Origin of the sequence: Trabulsiella odontotermitis (genome assembly GCF_001188485.1) — a bacterium.
Taxonomy (GTDB): domain Bacteria; phylum Pseudomonadota; class Gammaproteobacteria; order Enterobacterales; family Enterobacteriaceae; genus Trabulsiella; species Trabulsiella odontotermitis_A.
Window position 1 is genome coordinate 13,160 of record NZ_JNGH01000085.1, and the last position, 24,975, is coordinate 38,134.

The 24,975-nt window shown below is 55.1% G+C and carries 16 protein-coding genes and 7 pseudogenes; 11 read left to right on the forward strand and 12 right to left on the reverse strand.

Annotated elements, in window-relative coordinates:
* Positions 1-114: 114 nt before the first annotated feature.
* Positions 115-504, reverse strand: a complete 390-nt coding sequence (locus GM30_RS11080; protein WP_049848671.1) for a winged helix-turn-helix domain-containing protein — start codon at positions 502-504, stop codon at positions 115-117.
* Positions 505-833: 329 nt separating this feature from the next.
* The gene (locus tag GM30_RS11085) at positions 834-1,655 is read right to left on the reverse strand and encodes a helix-turn-helix domain-containing protein (protein WP_049848672.1); all 822 of its coding nucleotides are present in this window, start codon (positions 1,653-1,655) and stop codon (positions 834-836) included.
* A 235-nt stretch (positions 1,656-1,890) separates the two neighbouring features.
* On the opposite strand from GM30_RS11085, the gene GM30_RS11090 reads away from it, so the two are divergent.
* Positions 1,891-3,291, forward strand: a complete 1,401-nt coding sequence (locus GM30_RS11090) for an MFS transporter (protein WP_049848673.1) — start codon at positions 1,891-1,893, stop codon at positions 3,289-3,291.
* A gap of 10 nt (positions 3,292-3,301) precedes the next feature.
* A pseudogene (locus GM30_RS11095) lies at positions 3,302-5,188 on the forward strand (glycoside hydrolase family 127 protein).
* A 63-nt stretch (positions 5,189-5,251) separates the two neighbouring features.
* On the opposite strand, the pseudogene selB reads toward GM30_RS11095, so the two are convergent.
* The 5 genes and pseudogenes from selB to GM30_RS11120 form a co-directional block, all read right to left on the reverse strand.
* Positions 5,252-6,969: pseudogene (selB, locus tag GM30_RS11100) on the reverse strand (selenocysteine-specific translation elongation factor); the annotation flags it as partial.
* A pseudogene (gene selA, locus GM30_RS11105) lies at positions 6,966-8,254 on the reverse strand (L-seryl-tRNA(Sec) selenium transferase). The pseudogenes selB and selA, both read right to left, overlap by 4 nt.
* Positions 8,255-8,442: 188 nt before the next feature.
* Positions 8,443-8,766 (reverse strand): cupin domain-containing protein, encoded by a 324-nt coding sequence (locus GM30_RS11110; protein ID WP_049848674.1) that lies wholly within the window; start codon positions 8,764-8,766, stop codon positions 8,443-8,445.
* Positions 8,767-8,826: 60 nt separating this feature from the next.
* Entirely contained in the window at positions 8,827-10,080 is a 1,254-nt protein-coding gene (locus GM30_RS11115) for a PTS ascorbate transporter subunit IIC (RefSeq protein WP_049848675.1), read from the reverse strand.
* A 373-nt stretch (positions 10,081-10,453) separates the two neighbouring features.
* Entirely contained in the window at positions 10,454-11,062 is a 609-nt protein-coding gene (locus tag GM30_RS11120) for a glutathione S-transferase (protein WP_049848676.1), read from the reverse strand.
* 608 nt (positions 11,063-11,670) lie between these two features.
* Between GM30_RS11120 and GM30_RS11125 the strand changes: the two genes are divergently transcribed.
* The 8 genes and pseudogenes from GM30_RS11125 to trmL all read left to right on the forward strand — a co-directional run bounded on the left by GM30_RS11125 (position 11,671) and on the right by trmL (position 20,080).
* Complete coding sequence (locus GM30_RS11125) at positions 11,671-13,578, forward strand: PTS mannitol transporter subunit IICBA (RefSeq protein ID WP_049848677.1); 1,908 nt, start codon at positions 11,671-11,673, stop codon at positions 13,576-13,578.
* Between the two features lie 109 nt (positions 13,579-13,687).
* Positions 13,688-14,836 carry a mannitol-1-phosphate 5-dehydrogenase gene (mtlD, locus tag GM30_RS11130; RefSeq protein WP_155483964.1) on the forward strand — a complete coding sequence of 383 codons (1,149 nt, stop codon included), beginning with the start codon at positions 13,688-13,690 and terminating at the stop codon, positions 14,834-14,836.
* Positions 14,833-15,423 carry a mannitol operon repressor MtlR gene (gene mtlR / locus GM30_RS11135; protein ID WP_049848679.1) on the forward strand — a complete coding sequence of 197 codons (591 nt, stop codon included), beginning with the start codon at positions 14,833-14,835 and terminating at the stop codon, positions 15,421-15,423. The genes mtlD and mtlR overlap by 4 nt, the downstream gene beginning before the upstream one ends.
* A 57-nt stretch (positions 15,424-15,480) precedes the next feature.
* The gene (locus GM30_RS11140) at positions 15,481-15,843 is read left to right on the forward strand and encodes a YibL family ribosome-associated protein (protein ID WP_049848680.1); all 363 of its coding nucleotides are present in this window, start codon (positions 15,481-15,483) and stop codon (positions 15,841-15,843) included.
* A 257-nt stretch (positions 15,844-16,100) separates the two neighbouring features.
* A pseudogene (gene lldP / locus GM30_RS11145) lies at positions 16,101-17,698 on the forward strand (L-lactate permease).
* Positions 17,695-18,392: pseudogene (gene lldR / locus GM30_RS11150) on the forward strand (transcriptional regulator LldR). The pseudogenes lldP and lldR overlap by 4 nt, the downstream one beginning before the upstream one ends.
* Before the next feature lie 2 nt (positions 18,393-18,394).
* A pseudogene (lldD, locus tag GM30_RS11155) lies at positions 18,395-19,562 on the forward strand (FMN-dependent L-lactate dehydrogenase LldD).
* A gap of 44 nt (positions 19,563-19,606) precedes the next feature.
* Complete coding sequence (gene trmL / locus GM30_RS11160; RefSeq protein ID WP_049848681.1) at positions 19,607-20,080, forward strand: tRNA (uridine(34)/cytosine(34)/5-carboxymethylaminomethyluridine(34)-2'-O)-methyltransferase TrmL; 474 nt, start codon at positions 19,607-19,609, stop codon at positions 20,078-20,080.
* On the opposite strand, the gene cysE is transcribed toward trmL, so the two are convergent.
* The 5 genes and pseudogenes from cysE to GM30_RS11185 form a co-directional block, all read right to left on the reverse strand.
* The gene (cysE, locus tag GM30_RS11165; RefSeq protein WP_049848682.1) at positions 20,077-20,895 is read right to left on the reverse strand and encodes a serine O-acetyltransferase; all 819 of its coding nucleotides are present in this window, start codon (positions 20,893-20,895) and stop codon (positions 20,077-20,079) included. The two genes, trmL and cysE, sit on opposite strands and share 4 nt — an antisense overlap.
* A 76-nt stretch (positions 20,896-20,971) precedes the next feature.
* Positions 20,972-21,991 (reverse strand): NAD(P)H-dependent glycerol-3-phosphate dehydrogenase, encoded by a 1,020-nt coding sequence (gpsA, locus tag GM30_RS11170; RefSeq protein ID WP_049848683.1) that lies wholly within the window; start codon positions 21,989-21,991, stop codon positions 20,972-20,974.
* Positions 21,991-22,454 (reverse strand): annotated as a pseudogene (gene secB, locus GM30_RS11175) (protein-export chaperone SecB). The gene gpsA and the pseudogene secB overlap by 1 nt, the downstream one beginning before the upstream one ends.
* Before the next feature lie 34 nt (positions 22,455-22,488).
* A complete protein-coding gene (gene grxC, locus GM30_RS11180; RefSeq protein ID WP_038161020.1) occupies positions 22,489-22,740 on the reverse strand; it encodes a glutaredoxin 3 in 252 nt (83 codons plus the stop codon).
* 11 nt (positions 22,741-22,751) lie between these two features.
* On the reverse strand, positions 22,752-23,183 hold the full coding sequence (locus GM30_RS11185; RefSeq protein WP_049848684.1) for a rhodanese-like domain-containing protein: 432 nt from the start codon (positions 23,181-23,183) through the stop codon (positions 22,752-22,754).
* Positions 23,184-23,421: 238 nt separating this feature from the next.
* On the opposite strand from GM30_RS11185, the gene gpmM reads away from it, so the two are divergent.
* Positions 23,422-24,966, forward strand: coding sequence for a 2,3-bisphosphoglycerate-independent phosphoglycerate mutase (gpmM, locus tag GM30_RS11190; RefSeq protein ID WP_049848685.1), 1,545 nt, complete (start codon positions 23,422-23,424; stop codon positions 24,964-24,966).
* The last annotated feature ends 9 nt before the right edge of the window (positions 24,967-24,975 follow it).

Consider the following 24,975-nt stretch of genomic DNA (forward strand, 5'->3'; position numbering starts at 1 on the left):
TTCCTGACGCGCAGAAAAAATCCCCTGAGCACAGACATGTTCAGGGGAAACAAATCCAGAGGCGACATCACACCCTCGGATCTCAACCATTAACACACAAATAACGGGTTGTGGTTATTCTCTCACTTCATAATAAAGTGGGGTGATGTCATCGTAATTTATGAAATACCCACACCCTTTAGCGCTTAAAATAAAGTCTTCCGGCAGGCCCAACGTGGATAATTTCTTATTCAAATTGTTAATTACCTGCCATAATCGTTGTGTAGACGGGCTCAGGTTATTCTCTTCCCAGACATGCTCAAAGAGCTCGTCCCGGGAAACGTTACCGTGTCGGGCATGTATCAGCAAATACAAAAAAAGTCGTAGCATCGTTTTATTGAAAAAAACGGCGGCAAAGACGACGGTTTTATCCGAGTTGCTGACGGGAATACGACATGCCCTCTTGTTACCGATATCGACAAGAATCGCCTTACCGATCATGAATCCGTGCAGCTGATAGTCCATTGTAAAAGTACTCTTTTAAATTGAACTGACTGAGAATATGTTGAAAAGCCTGACCTTCTCAATCCATACAATTTTTATGGAGTATTATAAATTGAAGAAAAACAGATACAACCTCCGTGCGGTACGACTATGGTTGTCGCTTCGCCGCCCTCATTGAGGAAAATAGATCTGACATAACGTAAATATTAAGCATTAAATTCCATAAAAATAAACAAATACCCTCGCTTGCGCCACAAGTCTTAATCAGGCCAACTCATCAAGACAATGCTCCATATTAACCACAAATTACAGTCATTTATCCTGCTATCAGATTGATTTATTTCTGTTTTTTAGCCGGAATTAATGTGCTCCCTGCAATAACGTCGTTTCCAGGCAGCAGGCGTCATTCCGGTGTGTTTTCGAAATATCTGGCGAAAATAACTCACATCATTAAAACCACAGCGTTGAGCCACTTCCGTCAGCGAAAATGAATCACTAATAAGCATTTTCTCGGCCGCCATTACACGCTGGCGATGAATCGCTTCTGTCAATGTCAGATGAAAGATACGGCGATATACCCGCCCCAGATAATCTGCATTACAATGTAATTCTGCCGCGATCCCAGATGTCGCCAGCGGTAAATGAAATTGTGTACGAACAATTTGTTGGGCTTTGTAAGCCAACGCCATTCCACGGCTGTCTCTGTTTTTATCTTCCGTTGCGGAACAAGAGAGCTGTTGCAGTATAAGCAATAAAATCAATTCCAGCGCTTCGCTGCGATGAATATTCTCCTGTTCCCGCAGAAACTGCCGAAACAAAGAAACCACATATTGCGGATCGTTCACCGCCAGATGCTGCGGTATTTCCCAGGGTGCCCGGGTACCCATTCCATGATGCGCGTTCGGTAATAACTCAAAATGCAGCCAGTAAAATTTCAGATCAGCAGGAAAAGTGCCAACGCCCACATGCCGACGCTGTGGCCAGAGCAGCAAACTTTCATTCGCATTAATCGTAAATAATTCGCTTCCTTCGCGCAGCGTTAATGTTCCTTTCTCGACAAAAATCAGTTCCCAGGAATGTAGCGTCCTGGCGGGATGGCTCCCTACACCACGGGAAATAAAGAGTCCGCCGTTTTGTACTTTGATCGGAAGCGTCATGGATAATTTGAGCATAAATATGAATAATCTCTCCGTTTATCATCGATAACCGCATTTTAGTTATTGAATATCAAGTATATGTTTAGTTTAAGACGATCTTTCTCACATTTTGTCCCACACGTCGGAATCGTCATCTTTTTATACTTTTTCCTTCCCTTGTTGGCCGTGTCATTCCAGGCAGAATTATTCGGGTAGGTTGCGAATAAAAAATATTCCGTGTTTTACCTCTTTAAATAATGAGGAACACCTTATGACGTCTACTCCGATTACGACCACCGATCTTACCCGGTCAAAGAGCCACGACAGGCTGTCCGTGCGCGAAAAAGTGGGTTATGGGCTGGGTGATGCGGGCGGTACGGTTATCACCTGCCTTATCATGAATTTTCTGACGTTTTTCTATACCGATGTCTTTGGCCTGACACCCGCGCTGGTGGGCACGTTATTTATGGCGCTGCGCATTTTTGACGCCATTTCCGACCCCATCATGGGGGTGATTGCTGACCGGACGCAAAGCCGCTGGGGTCGCTTTCGCCCCTGGCAATTATGGATTGCGCTGCCCATCGGCCTGGCTGGCGTACTGACCTTTACCGTGCCCGAGGCAGGCATGTCGGTCAAAATCGGCTGGGCTTTTGTGACGTATCTTCTGCTTTCAGTGGGTTACACTGCGATAAATGTTCCCTACTGCGCGCTGATCAACACCATGACGACGCGCCATCGTGAAGTCATTTCCTGCCAGTCCTGGCGCTTTGTGCTGTGCGGCGTCGCCGGATTCCTGGTCTCGGTCGGGCTGCCCTGGCTGGTGGCTGAACTCGGCCAGGACAACGCCGCGCGGGGTTATCAACTCGGTGTTGGAGTGCTTTGTGCCATCGCGGTGGTGATGTTCCTGTGCTGCTTTTTCTGGGTTCGCGAACGCGTGCCGCTGGCATTAATGGGGAAATTTACCCTGCGTGAGCATCTCGCAGGCTTGCGCAACAATGATCAACTGCTGCTGATGCTGTTGATGTCTTTCCTGCTGATCAACGTGTTTAACATCCGCGGTGGCGGCTACATGTACTTCATCACCTACGTGCTGAATGGCAGCACCGCCTACACCTCGCTGTTTTTCACCATGGTTACGTTCGCCTCTATTCTGGGTTCCGTGGTGGTGAATCTGCTGTCACGACGCGTGGATACCGTCAGGCTTTATTACGTCACCAACCTCGTGCTGGCCGTGCTGGCGCTGGGGATGTGGTGGCTGCCTGCGGGCCCGACGCACCAGACGCTGTGGCTGGTTGTGATTCTTGCTAACGGCATCATCCTGGGCTTCACACTGCCGCTGCACTTCTCGCTGATGGCGTTCGCGGACGACTACGGTGAATGGAAAACCGGCGTTCGCTCCTCAGGAATGAATTTCGCCTTTAACCTGTTTTGCATCAAGCTCGCCTGGGCTTCCAGTGCCGGGATCATCAGCCTCGTGTTTATTTTTGTTGCCTATCAGCCTGGCGCAGGTCATCAAACGACCGCGTCATTACAAGGAATGACCGCCATGGAAACGCTGCTTCCGGCGTTGTTTCATCTGTTGCTGGCCTTCGCCATCCGCGCCTGCAAACTCAATAATCCGATGATGACGCGCATTGCCGACGATCTGCGCCAGCGTCATATCCAGCCTTAAGGAGCGTATTATGTCTGCGATGGACGTTTCTCTGCACACCCTGAAAATCAACGATCCGTTTCTCGGTCAGTATCAACAATTAGTCCGGGACGTGGTGATCCCTTACCAGTGGGACGCGCTGAACGATCGCATTACTGACGCGGAACCGAGCCACGCCATTGAAAATTTCCGTATCGCGGCGGGGCTGAAGGAAGGCGAATATTACGGCATGGTTTTTCAGGACAGCGACGTGGCGAAATGGCTGGAAGCCGTCGCCTGGTCGCTGTGCCAGATGCCCGATCCGCTGCTAGAAAAAACCGCCGATGAGGTGATTGAACTGGTGGCCGCCGCGCAGTGCGAGGACGGTTATCTCAATACGTATTTCACCGTCAAAGCTCCGGCTGAACGCTGGACCAACCTTGCTGAATGCCACGAATTGTACTGCGCCGGGCACATGATTGAGGCAGGCGTCGCCTTCTTTCAGGCAACAGGCAAACGACATTTGCTGAAGGTGGTTTGCCGCCTCGCTGACCATATCGATCAGGTCTTTGGTCCCGCTGAAAATCAGCTGCATGGCTACCCCGGTCACCCGGAAATCGAACTGGCGCTGACCCGGCTCTTCGAAGTGACTCAGCAACCCCGCTATCTGACGCTGGCGAGTTACTTCGTCGAACAGCGGGGAACGCAACCGCATTTCTACGATATTGAATATGAAAAGCGCGGAAAAACCTCGTACTGGAACACCTATGGCCCGGCATGGATGGTGAGGGATAAAGCGTACAGCCAGGCGCATCAGCCGATTGCTCAGCAGCAGACGGCCACCGGCCATGCGGTGCGTTTTGTCTATCTGATGGCGGGCGGCGCGCCCCAGTAACGACGCGCAAAAGCGCCAGCATTGCCTGCGGCTATGGAACAACATGGTGCAGCGCCAGTTGTATATCACTGGCGGCATTGGCGCACAGAGCAGTGGCGAAGCCTTTACCAGCGATTACGACCTGCCCAATGACACAGTCTATGCAGAAAGTTGCGCCTCAATCGGACTGATGATGTTTGCCCGCAGAATGCTGGAAATGGAAGCGGACAGTCAGTATGCCGACGTGATGGAGCGCGCCTTGTATAACACGGTGCTTGGCGGCATGGCGTTGGACGGAAAACACTTCTTTTACGTCAATCCGCTGGAAGTGCACCCGCGTTCCCTCACATTTAACCATATCTACGATCACGTGAAGCCCGTTCGCCAGCGCTGGTTTGGCTGCGCCTGCTGCCCGCCGAACATTGCCCGCACGCTCACCTCGCTGGGCCACTATATCTACACGCCGCGCGAAGAGGCGCTGTATATCAATTTGTACGTGGGTAATAGCGTAGAAATTCCAGTAGGTGATCAGGCATTACGCTTACAGATCAGCGGTCATTATCCCTGGCAGGAAACGATTCGAATCACCATCGATTCGCCAGAACCGGTGACCCACACACTGGCGCTCCGCNNATCCGTAAGGGATATCTCCACATCACCCGTCGCTGGCAGCAAGGCGATACCATCCAGCTAACGCTTCCTATGCCGGTACGACGGATTTACGGCAACCCGCTACTGCGCCATGTCGCAGGAAAAGTGGCCATACAGCGCGGGCCGCTGGTGTATTGTCTGGAGCAGGCGGACAACGGCGACGCGCTGCACAATCTCTGGCTCCCGCGGAACGCCGCATTCACCACCGTCGACGGTAAAGGCGTGCTGGCACATCAGACGGTAATTCAGGCGGAAGGCATTCGGCAAACAGCACACCAGCCACAAACGCAGGCGCTCTGGCAGTACGATCAACCGCCTGGTGAACGCCAGACACAAACGCTGACGTTTATTCCATGGTTTAGCTGGGCCAACCGCGGAGAAGGCGAAATGCGAGTGTGGGTGAATGAAGAATGATATTGATTAGCCAGGCAGCACACACCGTGCTGCCCCGGCGTTTCTACGATTTATGGCTGGNTCGCGAAAATCTGCCGCGCAGGTTGAGCCGCGTTGCTGATCGAGTTCGCGGATCATTTTTGCGAAGGTAACGATGCGATCGTTGCGGTAATAACGATCTTTAACGATCGCGGTAATCATGCCCTGTTGTGCTGCCTGCCGCAGTACGGCGCGCATCACTGGTTCGTCGGTGCCAGTTTCATGTGCCAGATCGCGCACCCACCAGGGCTCGTCGCCGAAAAGTGGCTGCGTTTTATGCCAGATTACCTGTTGCTCGTCGGTAAACCCGGCTTTGTGATCCGGTAAATGCAGCCAGCCGTGATGACTGCCAATTACGCCGCTGTCACGCATCTGTTCGATTAGCGTCAGCACCAGCGCTTCGTCTTCCATCGGCAGCGCAATGCGGCGCAGACGTTCGCGCCCCGGCCCCGGTTCATCACGGTGCTGTTCATGATAGCGCGCCAGCGCTTCCAGCAACTTACGCTGCCAGCTGGCGGCCAACGGCGCGTTCAGCAGACTGCCGTTGGCCTGAATAAATCCCGGTTGCTGAATCAGCGCGTCAAGCCCTTCGCGGCTGCGCTGACGCGCCCAGCCAAACTCCGCCAGCCGGACAGCTTCGCGCTGCAGATGCACCTCCAGCGCCTGCGCATCGCTGGTGACCGCAGCGAGGGCATTGAGCCATTGCAGGAAGTCCGGTTTACGCTTGCCGCGCTTAGGCGAGTTGAGCGTGACAACGCGAGCACCTGCCAGCGTCGTGCGCGCGGAGATATCGCGCAGCACCAGCCGATCGTTGTCCGCCAGCCACAGCGGTTTATCGAGCACCAGCTCCGCCAGCGAGTTCTCCAGCAGCGAAACGCGACCGGTGATATGGCTCGCCGCGTGGTGAATGTGCAGCGGTTGCCACTGGCTCAGCGGCTGATGGTTGTGCAGCTCAACAATCACGCGCTCGATGGGTTCCGGCGGCGTTTCTGAAAGCAGCCAGTCGCCACGCGTCAGATCCTCTTTTTGCACGTCGCCGACGATGTTCAGCGCAATACGCTGCCCACCATGCGCCTGCTCCACAGGCTGATTCTGGGCATGCAGCCCGCGCACGCGCACCGGTTTATTCACGCCGGTGAGCCACAGCGTATCACCGACCTTCACATCACCGGAAAACGCCGTACCGGTCACCACCAGCCCGGCCCCTTTGACGGTGAAGGCGCGGTCAATCGCCAGACGAAAACGCTGATGCTCTGGATGCGCCCGCTCCGGCAGGCGAATCAGGTGGTCGCGCAGAACGTCGATACCGCGTCCTTCGGTGGCCGCAGGTTCAAAAATCGTGNGTTATCGAAACCGAACTCGCGCAACACGGTAGAAATTTCATGGCGAACCCCGGCAATCCTGGCGTCGTCCACGCGATCGGCTTTGGTCAGCGCGACGGTCAGCGTCGGTTGCCCCGTCAGCTGTAAAATTGCCAGATGCTCGCGGGTTTGTGCCATCACGCCATCGTCGCAGGCCACCACCAGCAGCGCATGATCGATGCCGCCCACGCCGGCCAGCATGTTTGAGAGAAATTTTTCATGGCCAGGCACATCGATAAACCCCAGCACGCGGCCATCCGGCTGCGGCCAGTAGGCGTAACCGAGATCGATGGTCATACCGCGCGATTTTTCTTCCGGCAGGCGATCGGCGTTCACGCCGGTAATCGCCTGAAGCAACGTCGTTTTGCCGTGGTCGACATGCCCGGCAGTGGCAATAATCATTTCAGTACCATCTCCAGAAAACGCGATTCATCCTCAAGACAGCGCAGATCCAGCCACGGCGTCAGCGTCAGCGCCGCACCGGATAACCGGTTCACCGGCAACGAACCGCTGCCAATCTGCGACTCGCAGGGCGCGAGCCGGACGTCAAATTCAGGGTATCTTTCCGCCAGCAGCGGCAACAGGCGTTCCGCCTGCGCAGTAATCTCTTCCGCCGGGCGGGTCAGCAAACGCAGCGTGGGCAGGCTTTCCCGTAGTTTTTCCGGGTGCAGATAGAGGCGTAGCGTGGCATCCAGCGCCGCGAGCGTCATTTTGTCGACGCGCAACGCGCGTTTGAGCGGATGCTGCTGAATGCGCGCGATAAGCTCACGTTTGCCGACCCCGCCTGCGGCCCGCCGAGCAGTTTATCGCCGGAAAAACTGACCAGGCTGACGCCCGCAGCGATCATCTCCTGCGGCGTCGGCTCTTTCGGCAGCCCGTACTCGCTGAGATCCACCAGCGTGCCGCTGCCCAGATCGGCCACCACCGGAATATCAAGTTCGCGCCCCAGTTCGGCCAGCGTGGCTTCATCCACCGATGTGGTAAAACCCTGGATGCTGTAGTTGCTGGTATGCACCTTCATCAACAGCCCGGTATTTACATTCACTGCGTTGCGGTAATCCTTCGGATGGGTACGGTTGGTGGTGCCAATTTCATGCAGAATGCAGCCCGCCTGACGCATCACGTCAGGAATACGAAACGCACCGCCGATCTCCACCAGTTCCCCGCGCGAGACGACCACTTCTTTTCCCGGCGCGGTCGCGGCCAGCATCAGCAGCACGGCGGCGGCATTGTTGTTCACAATGCAGGCATCTTCCGCGCCGGTGATGCGGCACAGTAGCGCCGCCAGCGCCCGATCGCGGTGACCACGCCCTGCGCCGTCAAGATCGTATTCCAGCGTCACCGGGGAGCGCATCACCTGCGCGACCGCCTCAATAGCAGACTCAGATTGCAGGGCGCGGCCAAGGTTGCTGTGCAGCACGGTGCCGCTCAGGTTGAACACCGGACGCAGCGCGCTTTGCTCATCCAGCGCCAGCCGTTCAGACGCCGCGTTTAACCAGTCATCGCACCAGTCAGGCAGCATGTGGTTTTCACGAATCGCCTCGCGCGCCTCGTCAAGAAGCTGGCGCAGAATGTCCACCACCCGGCTATGACCGAAGCGAGTAAGGAGCGGTGAAAACAGCGGATCGCGTAAAAGACGATCGGTCGCAGGAAGCTGGCTGTAGAGAGAACGGTTTTCGGTTGTCATGGAATGGCCTGGCTATGAGTTGCCCCCTCCCGACGGGAGAGGGGTATAAATTCACCAATTTACTGAGTGTAAAATGATTATTTTATCATCTTATCGTTAAGCGCTCAGTATATTCCCGAAACCTATACAGGTGTATCCAGTTATGCCAGGGGACGCGTCATCCACAGGGGCCAGATGCGCTTAACTCGTTAAGATAAAAAGTCGTCTCGCTGTGGCGTGAAGGTATCCAGAAGGGTTCCGGCTTCCAGACAAACGCAACCGTGAACGACGTTGGGCGCTTTGTATAAGGTATCCCCGGCACTGACGTCTTGCGTTTTACCATCAATAGTGAAGCGAAAACGCCCGGCGAGGACATAGGTTAATTGTTCGTGAGGATGGCTGTGCATTGCGCCGACCGCCCCGCTTTCGAAATGCACTTCTACCGCCATCATGCTGCCGCTGTGCGCCAGGATGCGTCGGGTGACACCGTTACCGAGATCGTCTAACACCGTGTCTTTCTTGAATACAAACATGACTCCTCCTTATGAAGCCGTGCAGCTAAACCATGACACTGCACGGCCTGAAAGATTGTATTAATGCCCTAAACCAAACGTATATTTAATTATTGCCGACAGGAACGTGAAGTCCGGGTCTGCAAACGTTACGCTATGCACGCCAAGATGACTGAAGAGCGGTAATACCAGCGCGGGCAGAATACACAGCAGAAGGCCATTAACGAAACTGGCAATAACCGCGCCTCTAAAACCACCTGTTGCATTACCAAAAATGGCGGCGCTCCCCCCCGTGATGAAACTTGCCATAATGCCAGGAACAATAACGGGCAAACCAATGAACGGGAAAATAGCGACGCAGCATAATTCAGCAAGGAAGCTCACCAGAAAACCAATTAATACCGCATTCGGAGATTTATCAAACAAGACCATGGGATCAACCGCGGGAATAGATCCCGGCGCCACGATTTTTGAAAAACCTTTAAAGGCAGGAACGATTTCTTCCGTGAACATCACGACGCCTTTCTTGGCGATATATAAACCACACGCAAACGTTGCCGATTTTTCTAACAACCAGACTAAATACGGTTTACCGTCGAGCACTTTCGCGAGATAAGCCGATTCGGCAAAGAGAGAAGAGAGGCCAAGCAGACAGAACATCGTTATAAACGTGGCGACGTCCGGATTTTTTAAAAAACTAAAATTGTCGCTGACGGTCACGTGCTCGACGTTGGTGTTCGTGTTACCAAACCACTTGCCAAGGTAAGAACCGATAATATAGGAACTGGAGGCAGCATGGGCGATGCAATAATCATTGTTGCCAATAATGGTTCTGCTGAAGCGGGACAGAATCGTTGGAAATACAGCCATATAAGCCCCAATGACAACGGCACCAAAAATGATGGCGAAAAGCTCGCTGTACCCCAACCCCACCAGGGCAGCCGTCACCGAAAACGACATAAATACAATCAAATGCAATGAAAGATAAATGGATTTGAAACGGGTGTAGCGCGCAATGATGACGTTAATGATCATCGCAAAAAAGAGGATAAATGCAGAAGGTCTACCTAAGGAATCAATGGTCAGCGCCATAATGGCCTCGTTACTGGGCACGACGCCGCGCAAACCGAAGGCATTTGTGAATATGTCGCTAAACATGGTTAGTACACCACCTAAAATAGCGCCGCCGGTTTTTATAAGCACAAACCCGGTAAAAGCAAGCAGCGTTCCCTTGATAATCCCGGCAATGGTCGCCTTTTGAAACAACAACCCAATAAAAGCGATAAACGCAATTATTATTGCCGGTGTACCTAACACCTTTATAACGTAATCCATGATAAAACCTTATCTGTTGTAGAACGTTAGTCATCTTTTTATAAATCAGTCGTTTTAGATTTATTCTCAAATCGTCATTTTTTCTTATTCATTTTTGTTTCATCAATGAATACAACACCAACATCGCGCGTGTATTTCGCAGCAGTGTAGTTAAACCCATCTAAAAAAATGTGATGAACATTAAAAAACAATGTTTTATTGAATTAAAAACACTGTTTTATTTAAAATGGAATGTTAAATCATTGATCTTGAGAAACGCAAAAGTCACGACTGGCTCACGCGGTAGCAGCAAGGAAGAAGGGTGAATGCAGGAAAGGAGAGCTGACAGGCAGAGCATTGGTCTACGTGTCAGCTCAGGGGATCACGGCTGGTGTTAAGCCTTCGGCGGCTCGGTACGTGCAAAACTCTCGCGCTGGAATAGCGTTTCCACCAGTTTCACCAGATGGGGGCGTTGGGCACACCAGCCTGGCGCCACATGTCGGAAATTAAGATAACCGATCGCGCAGGCCGTCGCGATAGTCGCCAGGTTCACTTCATCGGCGTTTAACGTGCCATCAGCGGCGTAGTTTTCCAGCATGTTCAGGCTGCGGTTGATTTTTTCACGCTGGCGGACCAGTTCGTTTTCAGACTGTTGCGCGACCGGGCGGGCCAGTTCACGTACCGCCACCAGCCCGGCGTCCATCACGCCATCAGCCAGCGCCTCCAGCTGGCGCATCTGCAGCGCGGCTTTCGGTTCGCGCGGCACCATGGCCGGGGCGATGTCCAGTAGCTCGATGTACTGGGCGATGATCGGCGAGTCGTACCAGCACTCACCGTTATCCGTCACCAGCGCCGGAACTTTGCCCAGCGGGTTATACTTTGCCACGCCATTAATGTCGTTGTAGGGCATTTCATTGATGAATTCGAAAGCAATCCCCTTTTCCAGCAGGATCACCGAAATTTTTCGCACGAATGGGCTGGTATAACTGCCGATCAGTTTCATCGCCTGGTCCTTGTCGCCAACAAAACGCTAAGTATGGCGCAGGTGAATTAAAAAAACAGGTTAATGATCGAGATACAGATAATGCATCCAACTGGTCATGCCCATCAGCACCCGGATGGCAAAAAAAGGGTGTTATCTGGAAAGGAATAGCAACGGGCAAAACTCGCCATAACACCAGGTGATTACAGGCAGAGTATTAAAAAATTGTTGCTGAGTTACATACGCGCACGAATGGCAAAACAGAAGGTGCGGGCGATCACAGGTGGATAAATCCTGGTCAAAATATTTTGTGATGTTAATCACATATTAATAACAAAGAGTGATAGATGAAACGTGACCAATCTCACATTTATCGCCGTTTTCAGCCAGTTTCTTCGCCGTTGTATTTTTTTTACACAACAAATTTGTGATCGTTATCACTCTAAATCCTCCTCACCACCCTATATTAGCGTGACGCAGATCACATCAAGCGGCGCTGGCTGGACAGTTGCACGATTCAGTGCCAGATTTCGCACTATCAACAGGGTCCGGCGCCTCTTGCCGCCATATTAACAACAAACCTCGGGCTTCCAGCCTGCGCGACAGCAAACATAAGAAGGGGTGTTTTTATGTCATCCGATATCAAGATCAAAGTGCAAAGCTTTGGTCGATTCCTCAGCAATATGGTGATGCCAAATATCGGCGCGTTTATCGCGTGGGGTATTATCACCGCTTTATTTATTCCAACAGGATGGTTGCCTAACGAAACACTGGCGAAGCTGGTTGGTCCGATGATCACCTATCTTCTGCCGCTGCTGATCGGCTACACCGGCGGTCGTCTGGTGGGCGGCGATCGTGGCGGCGTGGTGGGTGCCATCACCACCATGGGCGTTATCGTCGGTGCGGATATGCCGATGTTCCTCGGTGCGATGATCGCAGGTCCGCTTGGCGGCTGGGCGATTAAACACTTTGATAACTGGGTCGACGGTAAGATCAAATCCGGTTTCGAAATGCTGGTGAATAACTTCTCCGCTGGCATCATCGGTATGATCCTCGCGATTCTGGCTTTCCTCGGCATTGGTCCGGCCGTTGAAGTGCTGTCCAAAGTCCTGGCGGCGGGCGTTAACTTCATGGTTGCGCACGAAATGCTGCCGCTGGCGTCTATCTTTGTTGAGCCGGCGAAAATCCTGTTCCTCAACAACGCCATCAACCACGGTATCTTCTCACCGTTGGGGATCCAGCAGTCTCACGACCTCGGCAAATCTATCTTCTTCCTGATCGAAGCGAACCCGGGTCCGGGTATGGGCGTCCTGATGGCGTACATGATCTTCGGTCGTGGTAGCGCCAAGCAGTCCGCTGGCGGCGCGGCTATCATCCACTTCCTGGGGGGTATCCACGAAATTTACTTCCCGTATGTGCTGATGAACCCACGTCTGATCATCGCCGTTATCCTCGGTGGTATGACTGGCGTGTTCACCCTGAGCGTGCTGAACGGTGGTCTGGTGTCTCCGGCTTCCCCGGGCTCCATCCTGGCCGTACTGGCCATGACGCCGAAAGGTGCCTATTTCGCCAACATCACGGCGATTGTGGCGGCCATGGCGGTTTCCTTCGTGATCTCTTCCATCCTGCTGAAAACCAGCAAAGTGAAAGAAGACGACGATCTGCAGGAAGCGACCCGTCGTATTCATGAAATGAAAACCGAATCAAAAGGCGCGACGCCGCTGGCTGCGGGTGACGTGACCAACGATCTGAGCCACGTGCGTAAAATCATCGTTGCCTGTGATGCCGGTATGGGGTCCAGCGCTATGGGTGCAGGTGTGCTGCGTAAGAAAGTGCAGGATGCGGGTCTGACCAACATCTCTGTCACCAACAGCGCAATCAACAGCCTGCCGCCAGATGTCGACCTGGTCATTACGCACCGCGATCTGACCGAACGTGCGATGCGCCAGGTACCTCAGGCTCAGCATATTTCGCTGACCAACTTCCTGGATAGCGGCCTGTACACCAGCCTGACTGAGCGTCTGGTCGCCGCCCAGCGCCATGCGGACAACGACGTAAAGATCCGCAGCAGCCTCAAGGACAGTTTTGAGGCTGCGGACACTAACCTGTTTAAACTCGGCGCGGAGAATATTTTCCTCGGCCGTAAAGCGTCAAACAAAGAAGAAGCCATCCGTTTCGCCGGTGAGCAACTGGTGAAAGGCGGCTACGTTGAACCGGAATATGTGGAAGCGATGCTGGATCGCGAAAAACTGACCCCGACCTATCTGGGTGAGTCTATCGCGGTACCGCACGGCACCGTTGAAGCGAAAGACCGCGTTCTGAAGACCGGCGTGGTATTCTGTCAGTACCCGGAAGGTGTTCGCTTCGGTGAAGAAGAAGACGACATCGCCCGCCTGGTTATCGGCATCGCGGCCCGTAACAACGAGCATATTCAGGTGATTACCAGTCTGACCAACGCGCTGGATGATGAAACCGTCATTGAGCGTCTGGCTAACACCACCAGCGTTGAAGAAGTGCTGGCGCTGCTGAACAAGTAAGTTCCGTTCCCTCCCTCTCCCCACCGGGGAGAGGGCTAGGGTGAGGGAAAATTCGCGTGGTTCCTCACCCCAGCCCTCTCGGGTAAAAACATTGATGAAGGTTAATTCTATGAAAGCATTACATTTCGGCGCAGGTAATATCGGACGAGGCTTTATTGGCAAACTGCTGGCGGATGCCGGCGTGACGCTGACGTTCGCCGACGTGAACCAGGTCGTTCTCGACGCCCTGAATGCCCGTCATAGCTATCAGGTTCACGTTGTGGGTGAAAACGAGCAGGTGGAGACGGTGTCTGGCGTTAACGCCGTCAGCAGTATCGGTGACGAGGTGGTGGAGTTGATTGCCAGCGTTGATCTGGTCACCACCGCCGTCGGCCCTGTGGTGCTTGAGCGTATCGCGCCCGCCATCGCTAAAGGTCTCGCCAAACGCAAGGCGCAGGGTGTCAACACGCCGCTGAATATCATTGCCTGTGAAAACATGGTGCGCGGCACCACGCAGCTGAAAGGCCACGTGATGAACGCGCTGGCCGACGCCGATAAATCCTGGGTTGAGGCGCATGTTGGCTTTGTGGATTCTGCCGTAGACCGTATCGTTCCGCCTTCCGCTTCCGCGACCAACGACCCGCTGGAAGTGACGGTAGAAACGTTCAGCGAGTGGATTGTCGACAAAACCCAGTTCAAAGGCGCGCTGCCAACTATTCCAGGAATGGAATTAACTGATAACCTGATGGCATTTGTCGAACGTAAGCTCTTCACGCTGAACACCGGCCATGCTATAACCGCCTACCTCGGACAGCAGACGGGTCATCAGACGATCCGTGATGCAATTCTCGACGAGAAAATCCGCGCGGTGGTAAAAGGGGCGATGGAAGAAAGCGGTGCAGTGCTGATCAAACGTTATGGTTTCGATCCTGCCAAACATGCCGCCTACATTCAGAAAATCCTTGGCCGTTTTGAAAACCCTTTCCTGAAAGACGACGTTGAACGCGTTGGTCGCCAGCCGCTGCGTAAACTGAGCGCGGGCGATCGCCTGATCAAACCGCTGCTGGGGACGCTGGAATACGGTCTGCCGCACGCCAACCTGGTGAAAGGGATTGCCGCGGCCATGCACTACCGTAGCACCCAGGATCCGCAGGCGCAGGAACTGGCTCAGCTCATCGATGAAAAAGGTCCACAGGCCGCGCTGGCTCAGGTCTCCGGGCTTGACGCAAACAGCGACGTGGTGGCGGAGGCGGTTAACGCATACAACGCGACCAAATGAGAGTGGAACTGGCGCGGAGGCTTCCGCGCCCATTGATAAAGTTGTCAGATATGCAGGCAATAATGGAAGAAACGCAGGCCTTTGAAAACCGTGTGCTTGAGCGTCTGAATGCTGGCAAAACCGTAAGAAGCTTCCTGATCACCGCCGTCGAACTCCTGACCGAAGCGGTAGACATTCTGGTGCTTCAGGTGTTCCGCAAAGACGACTACGCGGTGAAATATGCAGTGGAACCGTTGCTGGACGGCGACGGGCCGCTGGGCGATTTGTCTGTGCGCCTGAAGCTGATTTATGGCCTTGGGGTGATAAGCCGCGCCGAATATGAAGATGCCGAACTGCTGATGGCGTTGCGCGAAGAGCTGAACCACGACGGCAACGACTACGTCTTCACCGACGACGAAATCCTCGGCCCGTTTGGCGAACTGCACTGCGTCGCCGCCCTACCGCCTGTTCCTCAGTTTGATAGCAGCGATGCCGATCTTCTGGCAATGCAAAAGCAGCGTTATCAACAGGTTGTACGTTCAACCATGGTGTTATCCCTGACTGAGCTGATTTCCCGAATCAGCTTAAAAAAGGCGTTTCAGAAGTAACCCTGCGAACAATCGTGTATCCTTTCCGTTATTCCCCCGTATTTAGAGCTATTTGTCATGAAAGAAGTCGAAAAGAACGAAATCAAGCGTCTGAGCGATCGCCTCGACGCTATCCGCCACCAGCAGGCGGATATCTCGCTGGTTGACGGCGCAGAAAAGTATGCCGAGCTGGAAAAAGAAAAAGCCACGCTGGAAACGGAAATCGCCCGTCTGCGCGGCGTTCACAGCGAAAAGCTGAGCAACGAAGCGCAAAAACTGACGAAAATGCCGTTCCGCCGTGCGATTACCAAAAAAGAGCAGGCCGACATGGGCAAACTGAAAAAGAGCGTCCGTGGGCTGGTGATTGTCCACCCGATGACCGCGCTGGGCCGCGAAATGGGTCTGAAAGAAATGACCGGTTTCTCAAAAACCGCGTTCTGATTACCCGCCTTCCCTCTCCGGCCTGGAGAGGGACAACCTCTTCTGATTGGCCCAACCAATCCGCATTAAACCCCGCCAGCGGCTCACAATTTCACCATTTTCCTTCACATATGCATTGCCAGTAAATAACATTTAATTAACCATTCGTTGTCATTACCCCTACAATAGACCACTGGCAGGGCCACTTTTACAAACATCGCAACGCTGATAATGAGCGCAGACTCATCGCGGTGTTGTTCCGGCCCCTGGAGACCTGCATGAACCTCTGGCAACAAAACTATGACCCGGCCGGAAATATCTGGCTGTCGAGCCTCATCGCCGCACTGCCGATCCTGTTCTTCTTCTTTGCGCTGATAAAGCTCAAGCTGAAGGGCTACATCGCCGCCAGCTGGACGGTAGCCATCGCGCTGCTGGTGGCGCTGCTGTTCTATAAAATGCCGGTCGATCACGCACTGGCGTCGGTGGTGTACGGCTTCTTCTATGGGCTATGGCCGATAGCATGGATCATTATCGCCGCGGTGTTCGTCTACAAGATCTCGGTGAAAACCGGGCAGTTCGACATCATCCGGTCATCAATACTGTCGATTACCCCGGACCAGCGTTTGCAGATGCTGATCGTCGGTTTCTCGTTTGGCGCGTTCCTCGAAGGGGCGGCCGGGTTTGGCGCACCGGTGGCGATCACCGCCGCGCTGCTGGTGGGTCTCGGGTTTAATCCACTCTATGCGGCGGGGCTGTGCCTTATCGTCAATACCGCGCCGGTGGCCTTTGGTGCGATGGGCATTCCAATTCTGGTCGCCGGCCAGGTAACCGGGCTCGACAGCTTTGAAATCGGGCAGATGGTGGGCCGCCAGTTGCCGTTTTTAACCATCATCGTGCTGTTCTGGATTATGGCGATCATGGACGGCTGGCGCGGCATTAAAGAGACCTGGCCTGCAGTGATGGTCGCAGGCGGTTCGTTCGCCATTGCGCAGTACCTCAGCTCGAATTTTATCGGCCCTGAACTGCCTGACATTATCTCGTCGCTGGTGTCGCTGGTGTGCCTGACGCTGTTCCTGAAACGCTGGCAGCCGGTGCGTATTTTCCGCTTTGGCGATATGGGCGCCTCGCAGGTCGACCAGACGCTGGCGCGCACCCATTACTCCGCCGGTCAGGTGGTTCGCGCATGGTCGCCGTTCCTGTTCCTGACGGCCACGGTCACGCTGTGGAGCGTGCCGCCGTTCAAAGCGCTGTTTGCGCCGGGCGGTGCGCTGTATCACTGGGTGGTGAACATTTCCGTGCCGTTCCTCGATAAGCTGGTCGCCCGCATGCCGCCGGTGGTTCACGATGCCACGCCGTACGCGGCGGTGTATAAATTCGACTGGTTCTCGGCCACCGGCACGGCCATTTTGTTCGCCGCGATCCTGTCGGTCATCTGGCTGCGCATGAAGCCGAAAGATGCCGTGGCGACGTTCGGCACCACGCTGAAAGAGCTGGCGCTGCCGATTTACTCGATCGGCATGGTACTGGCGTTCGCCTTTATTTCGAACTACTCCGGCCTGTCGTCGACGCTGGCGCTGGCACTGGCGCATACCGGCAGCGCCTTTACCTTTTTCTCACCGTTCCTCGGCTGGCTGGGCGTATTCCTGACCGGCTCGGATACCTCGTCGAACGCGCTGTTTGCCGCGTTACANNCGGCGGCGTCACCGGTAAGATGATTTCTCCGCAATCCATCGCCATCGCCTGTGCGGCGGTCGGTCTGGTGGGGAAAGAGTCTGACCTGTTCCGCTTTACCGTCAAACACAGCCTGATTTTCACCTGCATGGTGGGCGTGATCACCACGCTTCAGGCGTATGTCTTAACCTGGATGATTCCATGATAGTGATGCCCCGGCGTCTTGCAGACGAGGTTGCGACTCGTGTGCGGGCGCTGATTGAAGAACAACAGCTGGAGGCGGGGCNAAACTGGTGGCGGAAGGGTTGCTGCTCAGCCGTCGCGGCGGCGGGACCTTCGTTCGCTGGCAGCATGAGGCCTGGTCAGAGCAGAATATCGTTCAGCCGCTGAAAACGCTGCTGGCGGACGACCCCGACTACAGCTTTGATATTCTCGAAGCCCGCCACGCCATCGAAACCAGCACCGCCTGGCACGCCGCGATCCGCGCTACCGAGGCTGATAAAGAAAAAATCCGCCTCTGTTTTGATGCCACCCTGAGTGAGGATCCGGATATCGCCTCTCAGGCGGACGTACGTTTTCACCTCGCCATCGCCGAAGCCTCGCACAACGTCGTGCTGCTCCAGACCATGCGCGGTTTTTTCGACGTCCTGCAATCCTCTGTAAAGCAGAGCCGCCAGCGGATGTATCTCGTGCCGCCGGTGTTTGCGAAGCTGACGGAGCAGCATCAGGCCGTGTTGGACGCCATTGTTGCTGGCGACCCCGAAGCCGCGCGTCAGGCGATGATGGCTCACTTAGGTTTCGTCCATACCACCATTAAACGTTTTGATGAAGATCAGGCCCGCCAGGCGCGAATCACCCGCCTGCCCGGTGATCCGAGCGCGTTTTCCAGGGAGAAGTAAACATGATTATTTCAGCAGCAAGCGACTATCGGGCAGCCGCGCAACGCATCCTGCCGCCGTTCCTGTTCCACTACATCGACGGCGGGGCCTATNNACGTGGAAGATCTGTCGCAGGTGGCACTCCGCCAACGGGTGCTCAAAAATATGTCCGATCTGAGCCTCGAAACCACGCTGTTTAACGAAAAACTGTCGATGCCGGTCGCGCTCGGCCCGGTCGGGCTGTGCGGCATGTACGCCCGCCGTGGCGAAGTGCAGGCCGCAGGCGCCGCCGATGACAAAGGTATTCCATTTACGCTCTCCACCGTCTCCGTGTGCCCAATCGAAGAAGTGACGCCGACCATCAAACGCCCGATGTGGTTCCAGTTGTATGTACTGCGCGACCGCGGATTTATGCGCAATGCGCTGGAGCGCGCCAAAGCGGCGGGCTGCTCTACGCTGGTGTTTACCGTCGATATGCCGACGCCCGGTGCCCGTTACCGCGACGCCCATTCCGGAATGAGTGGAGCCAACGCCGCGATGCGCCGCTACTGGCAGGCGGTAACGCACCCGCAGTGGGCGTGGGATGTCGGCCTCAACGGTCGTCCGCACGATCTCGGCAACATCTCCGCCTATCTCGGCAAACCGACCGGGCTGGAAGATTACATTGGCTGGCTGGCGAACAATTTCGATCCGTCGATTTCGTGGAAGGACCTCGAATGGATCCGCGAATTCTGGGATGGCCCGATGGTGATCAAGGGGATCCTCGATCCGGAAGACGCGCGCGATGCGGTGCGCTTTGGCGCAGACGGCATTGTGGTCTCCAATCACGGCGGACGGCAACTCGACGGCGTGCTCTCCTCTGCGCGCGCCCTGCCCGCCATCGCCGATGCGGTAAAAGGCGACATCACGATCCTGGCCGACAGCGGCATTCGCAACGGCCTTGATGTGGTGCGGATGATTGCGCTGGGCGCTGACAGCGTGCTGCTTGGCCGTGCCTACCTGTACGCGCTGGCAACCCACGGCCGTAAAGGCGTGGCGAATCTGCTCGATTTGATCGAAAAAGAGATGAAGGTGGCGATGACCCTGACCGGCGCGAAAACCATTCAGGACATCACCCGCGAGTCGCTGGTGCAGGAAGAGGCGCAGCTCAATGCCGCACTGGCGCCGTTGACGCACGGAAGCGCGGCGTAAGCAGCTGAGATCTGCTATTCTGCCCCCGCTATTAAGGGGGCAGTATGTTAAATATCGTTTTATTCGAACCTGAAATCCCGCCCAATACCGGGAATATCATTCGCCTGTGCGCCAACACCGGCTTTCGTCTGCATATCATCGAACCGATGGGCTTTGCCTGGGACGATAAGCGCCTGCGTCGCGCGGGCCTGGATTATCACGAATTTACTGCCGTTACCCGCCATGCGGATTACGCCGCGTTTCTGCAGGCCGCAAAGCCTCAGCGTCTGTTTGCACTGACCACTAAAGGTACGCCAGCGCACAGCGCCGTCAGCTATCAGGACGGGGATTTTCTGATGTTTGGCCCGGAGACGCGCGGGCTGCCCGCCACGATCCTGGACGCGCTGCCGCCGGAGCAAAAAATTCGCATACCGATGATGCCGGACAGCCGCAGCATGAACCTGTCGAATGCGGTGTCGGTGGTGGTGTATGAAGCCTGGCGCCAGCTGGGATATCCTGGCGCCGTGCTCAGAAGTTAGATGCCGTCGCCATACTCAAAGGTATGGTGACCATTGAAATGCTGATCCATATCCATCGACGGTTTATCGCTGTCAGGTTTACCGACGATGCGCGCCGGAACGCCTGCGGCGGTGGTGTGCGGCGGAACCGGCTGTAATACCACCGAGCCCGCGCCGATTTTCGCACCGCGCCCGACTTCAATATTGCCAAGAATTTTCGCGCCCGCGCCAATCATCACCCCTTCACGGATCTTCGGATGGCGATCGCCGCTGGTTTTACCGGTACCGCCAAGGGTGACCGATTGCAGAATGGAAACGTCGTTTTCAATGACCGCCGTCTCACCCACGACGATGCCCGTCGCGTGGTCGAGCATGATGCCACGGCCGATTTGCGCCGCCGGGTGAATATCGACCTGGAAAGTCACAGACACCTGATTCTGCAGGAAAATCGCCAGTGCGCGGCGGCCCTGATTCCACAGCCAGTGGCCAATGCGATAGGCCTGCAGCGCATGAAAACCTTTCAGATAAAGCAGCGGCGTGGAGTATTTATCCACCGCCGGATCGCGGGTGCGCACCGCCTGGATATCGCAGGCCGCAGAGGCGATCATTTCCGGGTCAGCGGCGTACGCTTCTTCCACCACTTCGCGGATGGCGATGGCGGGCATGATCGGCGATGCCAGCTTGTTCGCCAGCATGTAGCTTAACGCACTGCCGAGGTCTTCGTGCTTGAGGAGCGTTGCGTGATAAAAACTGGCAAGCATAGGCTCACAGTCAGCCAGCGCCCGGGCTTCGGCTTTGATGTTGTTCCAGACAATTTCCAGTTCTTCACACGACATTGCATACTCCAGACGAGATCATGACGACCGGCCAGTTCTGCGCTGGCCGGGTCGTCAGGGACAAAGTTCCTTGCGGCTAGTGGCTGCTGCGCTCATCCTTGCGTGCGCGACCTAATAAGGTCAATGCTGCCTCGCGCGCGTTTTTTCCGCAATACAATACCTGATAAATTTCCTCGGTTATTGGCATTTCGACACCAAAACGGTGCGCCAGTGCGCGGACTTCCTTGGTATTGCGATAGCCTTCAACCACCTGGCCGATGCTGTCCTGCGCGCTTTGTACATCCATGCCCTTGCCGAGCATCATGCCAAAACGACGGTTGCGGGACTGGTTGTCGGTACAGGTCAGCACCAGATCGCCAAGCCCGGCCATGCCCATAAACGTCGCCGGATCTGCACCCAACGCCGCACCCAGACGGGACATTTCCGCCAGTCCACGGGTGATGAGTGCCGTACGCGCGTTGGCGCCAAAGCCGATACCGTCGGACATCCCCGCGCCAATGGCGATCACGTTTTTCACCGCGCCGCCCAGCTGGACGCCGATGAAATCCGGGTTGATATAGACGCGGAAGCTTTTGCCACAATGCAGCAGTTGCTGCAAATCGTCAGCGAAAACGGGATCGGTCGATGCCAGTGAAATAGCGGTCGGCAGGCCTGCCGCCAGCTCTTTGGCAAACGTTGGGCCGGAAATCACCGCCAGCGGGATCGCATCGCCCAGCACATCGCGCGCCACATCCTGCAACAAACGGCCGGTTTCCGCTTCCAGACCTTTCGTCGCCCAGACCAGCCGCGCATCGGGGCGCATTAAGGGCTTGATCTGTTGCAGCACGTCGCCGAACACGTGGCTCGGTACCACGACCAGAATATCGCGACTGGCGGCCAGCGCGGCGGTCAGCGAGCTTTCCAGGCGGAGCGTGTCAGGAAAAGGAACATCAGGGAGAAAAGCGGCGTTGCAGCGGTCATGCTGTAACGTGTCGATATGTTTCGGGTCATGGCCCCACAGCACAACGTTGTGGCCATTGCGTGCCAGCGTGATGGCAAGAGCGGTGCCGTAGGAGCCGGCACCGATGACAGTCATTGAAGCATTAGCGGCGTTCATCAGGCATCCTGATGCGGTTGTTCACCTTCGCCAGCCTGTTGCTGCAGGTAACTCATGAACAGCGCATCAAAGTTGACCGGCGCCAGGTTCAGCTGCGGGAAAGTACCGCGGGAGACGAGGCTGGTGACACATTCGCGCGCGTACGGGAACAGAATGTTCGGGCAGTAAGCCCCCAGGCAGTGCGCCATCTGGTTGCCTTCGATACCTTAGAGAAGATACCTGCCTGCTGTACTTCGCACAGGAACGCCGTTTCTTCGTTCAGAGACGCCGTGACGGTAACGCGCAGAACCACTTCGAAAACGCCCTCAGCCAGTTGGCTTGACGCGGTGTCCAGATCCAGTTTGACTTCCGGCTGCCAGTCTTTCTGGAAAACGTGTGGCGCGTTCGGCGCTTCGTATGACACATCCTTCGTATAAATACGCTGGATCTGGAAATTCATTTCTGCGGTATTTTGTTCTGACATGTGAAAACCCTTAGTGTTGTGTCCTTAAATTGCGTCAGCGGAGCAGAGGATCAAGTCCACCACGCGCGTCCAGCGCATACAAGTCATCACAGCCGCCAATGTGCTGTGCATCAATAAAAATCTGCGGAACCGTGGTACGGCCACTACGTTTAATCATCTCTTCACGCTTCACCGCATCGCCGTCGATCGGCAGTTCCTGAAACGTCACCCCTTTGCTGTTCAGCAGCGCTTTGGCGCGATGGCAGAACGGGCAGGTAGCTTTAGTATAGATCTCGATATTGGCCATAACGTCGCTCCTTACTTGCCTTTGACCAGAGGCAGGTTTTCACCGCTCCAGCCTGAGATACCTTCTTTCAGTACATAAACCTGTTCGAAACCGGCTTTAGCGAGATCGCTCGCGGGCGACTGCGCCTGCAAACCAGAACCGTCAACCACAATAATGGGTTGAGATTTGTGTTTTTCCAGTTCGCCTACGTTATTTGCTTTAATTTCAGTCGGCAGCAGGTTAACGGAGCCTGCAATGTGGCCTTTACGGAAATCATCGCGCTGGCGTAAATCCACCACCACGGCGTCTTCTTTGTTAATCAAACGCGTTGCTTCGCCACGGGTAATAACCTTAACTTTAGACATTAACCCTTTGAAGGTGGTGAACAGCACTGCCGCCAGTAACGCAACCCATGCGATACACAGTATGGGGTTGCGACTTACAAATTGCATAATTTCTTGCATGGGGGGTAACGACTCCCGACTCAGTGATTAAAAAAACCAGGAAAGGAGTATACCTGCGCGTTAGCCCGTGAGCATTAGCTATTCGCTTTTCTGCGGCATAGAACGAGAAAAATTGCTAAAAAGCGCGCAGCCCACTCTCTTCCTCCACCGCTTTTTTTGATCTTCTGTGGCTATTTGATCGATTCAGCTGTAGTAAAATTACGCAAATTTTCTGACTTTTGAGCATGAGGTTGTCGCAATGTCGGTTTCAAAAAAACCTATGGTTCTGGTTATTCTGGATGGGTATGGCTACCGTGAAGATCAGCAGGATAACGCCATTTTCTCCGCTAAAACCCCGGTCATGGACGCGCTGTGGGCAAAACGTCCGCATACGCTGATCGACGCGTCGGGTCTGGAAGTCGGCCTGCCGGATCGTCAGATGGGCAACTCCGAAGTGGGTCACGTTAACCTCGGTGCTGGCCGCATCGTGTATCAGGATCTGACTCGCCTTGATGTTGAAATCAAAGACCGTAAATTCTTTACCAACCCGGTACTGAGCGCGGCGGTTGATAAAGCCGCTGCTGCGGGCAAAGCGGTGCATATCATGGGCCTGCTCTCCGCAGGCGGCGTGCACAGCCACGAAGATCATATTATGGCGATGGTAGACATGGCCGCTGAGCGCGGTGCCGAAAAAATCTACCTGCACGCTTTCCTCGATGGTCGCGACACCCCGCCGCGCAGCGCGAAAGCTTCCCTGCAGGCATTTGAAGAGAAATTTGCCGCGCTCGGTAAAGGTCGCGTGGCGTCGATCATTGGCCGTTACTACGCCATGGATCGTGACAACCGTTGGGATCGCGTGGAACAGGCATATGACCTGCTGACACAGGCGAAAGGCGAGTTCCAGACCGACACCGCTGTGGCCGGCCTTGAAGCCGCGTATGCCCGCGATGAAAACGATGAATTCGTTAAAGCGACGGTGGTTCGCGCCGCCGGTCAGGCTGACGCGGCCATGCAGGACGGCGACGCACTGATTTTCATGAACTTCCGCGCTGACCGTGCCCGCGAAATCACCCGCGCGTTCGTTAACGCCGATTTCGACGGCTTCGCCCGTAAGAAAGTAGTGAACCTCGATTTCGTCCAGTTGACCGAATACGCCGCCGACATCAACGCGCCATGCGCCTATCCACCGGCATCGCTGGCCAACACCCTCGGCGAGTGGATGGCGAAAAACAACAAAACGCAGCTGCGTATTTCTGAAACCGAGAAATATGCGCACGTGACCTTCTTCTTTAACGGCGGCGTCGAAGAGCCGTTTGCCGGTGAAGACCGGATTCTGATCAACTCGCCGAAAGTGGCGACCTACGATCTGCAGCCGGAAATGAGCTCCGCCGAACTGACGGAAAAACTGGTCGGCGCCATCAAGAGCGGCAAATACGACACCATCATCTGTAACTACCCGAACGGCGATATGGTCGGTCATACCGGCGTATTCGACGCAGCTGTTCACGCCGTAGAAGCGCTGGATCGCTGCATCGATGAAGTCACCCGTGCGGTGGAATCCGTTGGCGGTCAGTTGCTGATCACCGCTGACCACGGTAACGCCGAACAGATGCGTGATCCGTCAACCGGTCAGGCACACACCGCACATACCAACCTGCCGGTTCCGCTGATCTACGTCGGTGCTAAACACGTGAAAGCCGTTGAAGGCGGTAAACTTTCTGACATCGCGCCGACCATGTTGACGCTGATGGGAATGGAAATCCCGCAAGAGATGACTGGTAAGGCGCTGTTCATCGTGGAATAATCCTTCCCC

Bases quoted from the DNA above. Each gene is read 5' to 3' on its own strand.
- GM30_RS11110 (WP_049848674.1), bottom strand. From the start codon at position 8,766: ATGTTTGTATTCAAGAAAGACACGGTGTTAGACGATCTCGGTAACGGT.
- GM30_RS11140 (WP_049848680.1), top strand. From the start codon at position 15,481: ATGAAAGAAGTCGAAAAGAACGAAATCAAGCGTCTGAGCGATCGCCTC.
- trmL (WP_049848681.1), top strand. From the start codon at position 19,607: ATGTTAAATATCGTTTTATTCGAACCTGAAATCCCGCCCAATACCGGG.
- GM30_RS11085 (WP_049848672.1), bottom strand. From the start codon at position 1,655: ATGCTCAAATTATCCATGACGCTTCCGATCAAAGTACAAAACGGCGGA.
- GM30_RS11185 (WP_049848684.1), bottom strand. From the start codon at position 23,183: ATGCAAGAAATTATGCAATTTGTAAGTCGCAACCCCATACTGTGTATC.
- GM30_RS11120 (WP_049848676.1), bottom strand. From the start codon at position 11,062: ATGAAACTGATCGGCAGTTATACCAGCCCATTCGTGCGAAAAATTTCG.
- mtlD (WP_155483964.1), top strand. From the start codon at position 13,688: ATGAAAGCATTACATTTCGGCGCAGGTAATATCGGACGAGGCTTTATT.
- mtlR (WP_049848679.1), top strand. From the start codon at position 14,833: ATGAGAGTGGAACTGGCGCGGAGGCTTCCGCGCCCATTGATAAAGTTG.
- gpsA (WP_049848683.1), bottom strand. From the start codon at position 21,991: ATGAACGCCGCTAATGCTTCAATGACTGTCATCGGTGCCGGCTCCTAC.
- GM30_RS11090 (WP_049848673.1), top strand. From the start codon at position 1,891: ATGACGTCTACTCCGATTACGACCACCGATCTTACCCGGTCAAAGAGC.
- gpmM (WP_049848685.1), top strand. From the start codon at position 23,422: ATGTCGGTTTCAAAAAAACCTATGGTTCTGGTTATTCTGGATGGGTAT.
- GM30_RS11125 (WP_049848677.1), top strand. From the start codon at position 11,671: ATGTCATCCGATATCAAGATCAAAGTGCAAAGCTTTGGTCGATTCCTC.
- grxC (WP_038161020.1), bottom strand. From the start codon at position 22,740: ATGGCCAATATCGAGATCTATACTAAAGCTACCTGCCCGTTCTGCCAT.
- cysE (WP_049848682.1), bottom strand. From the start codon at position 20,895: ATGTCGTGTGAAGAACTGGAAATTGTCTGGAACAACATCAAAGCCGAA.
- GM30_RS11080 (WP_049848671.1), bottom strand. From the start codon at position 504: ATGGACTATCAGCTGCACGGATTCATGATCGGTAAGGCGATTCTTGTC.
- GM30_RS11115 (WP_049848675.1), bottom strand. From the start codon at position 10,080: ATGGATTACGTTATAAAGGTGTTAGGTACACCGGCAATAATAATTGCG.